This is a genomic window from Streptomyces sp. UH6, from assembly GCF_013421635.1.
In the GTDB taxonomy this organism is placed as follows: Bacteria; Actinomycetota; Actinomycetes; order Streptomycetales; family Streptomycetaceae; genus Streptomyces; species Streptomyces abyssomicinicus.
In genome coordinates, this window is record NZ_JACADT010001119.1 from 1 (window position 1) to 1,745 (window position 1,745).

At 72.4% G+C, this 1,745-nt stretch carries 1 protein-coding gene; it reads left to right on the forward strand.

The window, feature by feature from the left end; translation table 11 throughout:
* The coding region (locus HW445_RS29815) for an SDR family NAD(P)-dependent oxidoreductase (RefSeq protein WP_180223932.1) at positions 1-1,745 on the forward strand (1,745 nt) is incomplete at both ends.

The following is a 1,745-nucleotide window of genomic DNA, read 5'->3' on the forward strand; positions in this document are numbered from 1 at the left end:
GCAGGTCGTGCAGGCGGTGACGTTCCAGGCCCCGCGGATCCCGATCGTCTCCAACCTCACCGGCACCGTCGCCGGGGAGGAGCTGCTGACCTCGGACTACTGGGTGAACCATGTCCGTCAGGCGGTCCGGTTCGCGGACGGTATCGGTCACCTGGACGCCCAGGGCGTGACGACGTATCTGGAGCTGGGTCCGGGCGGTGTTCTGTCCGCCATGGCTCAGGAGACGGTTGCCGAGGCTGCGTTCGTGCCGGCGTTGCGGAAGAACCGTGCCGAGACCGACGCCGTCATGACCGCTCTCGCCGAGCTGCACGTGAACGGCACCGTCGTCGACTGGGCGGCCTACTTCGCGGGTGTGGACGCTCGTCGGGTTGATCTGCCGACGTACGCGTTCCAGCACGAGCGGTTCTGGCCCGAGGCGCCCAAGCGTGGGGACTCCCGTACCGGTGTGGATCCGGTCGACGAGGCGTTCTGGAAGGCCGTGACCAGTGAGGACCTGTCCGCGCTCGACGTCAGCGGCGACCTCACCCTCAAGGACGCCCTCCCGGTCCTGTCGTCCTGGCGTGACCGGCAGCGCCGGCACTCCACCCTCGACCAGTGGCGCTACCACACCACCTGGAAGCCGGTCGATGTCGCGGCAGCCCCTGTTCTCGACGGGCGGTGGCTGCTGGCGGTGCCGGAGAACCTGGACGCGGCGGTCGCCGACTGGGCGGTCGAGGGCCTGAGGGCCACCGGCGCCGACATCGTGACCATCGACACCGACACCGACCTGACCGCCCACACCGACGCGGCCGGCATCCTGTCCCTGCTCGCCCTGCCCGACCACGACCAGCACCTCCACGCCGGCGTCACACCCGGCCTCACCCACACCGTCACCCTCCTCCAGCGCCTGGCCGAAGCCGGCGTCCACGCACCCCTGTGGTCCCTCACCCAAGGCGCCGTCACCACCAGCGACTCCGACCCGATCCGCAGCACCGCCCAGGCCCAGATCTGGGGCCTCGGCCGCGTCGCCGCACTGGAAGAACCCACCCGATGGGGCGGACTCATCGACCTCCCCGAGGTCCTCGACACCCAGACGTGGCAGCACACCGCCGCCGTCCTCGCCAGCGATGACGGCGAGGACCAGACCGCGGTACGCCCGGCCGGTGTCCTCGCCCGCCGCATCACACGCGCGGCCCCCGCCCCCACGGGCAAGGCATGGAAGGTGCGGGGCACGGTCCTCATCACCGGCGGCACCGGCGGTCTCGGCGCCCGCGTCGCCTGCTGGGCCGCCGCCAACGGCGCCGAGCACATCGTCCTGACCAGCCGCCGCGGCCCCGACGCCCCCGGCGCCGCGGAACTGCGCACACGGATCGAGGAACTCGGCGCGACGGCCACCGTCGTGGCCTGCGACACCACCGACCGCGACGCCCTCACCACCCTCGCCGACACCCTCCGCACCGACGGCACCCCCGTACGCGCCGTCGTCCACACCGCCGGCATCGGCCAGGCCACCCCCCTCGCCACCATGACCCCCACCGACCTCACCGACGTGATGGACGCCAAGGTCACCGGCGCCGCCAACCTCCACACCGTCTTCGCCGACACCGACCTCGACGCGTTCGTCCTCTTCTCCTCCATCGCCGCCACCTGGGGCAGCGGCGGACAGGCCGCCTACGCCGCCGCCAACACCTACCTCGACGCCCTCGCCCACCACCGCCACACCCACCACCTCCCCGCCACCTCCATCGCCTGGGGACCCTGGGCCG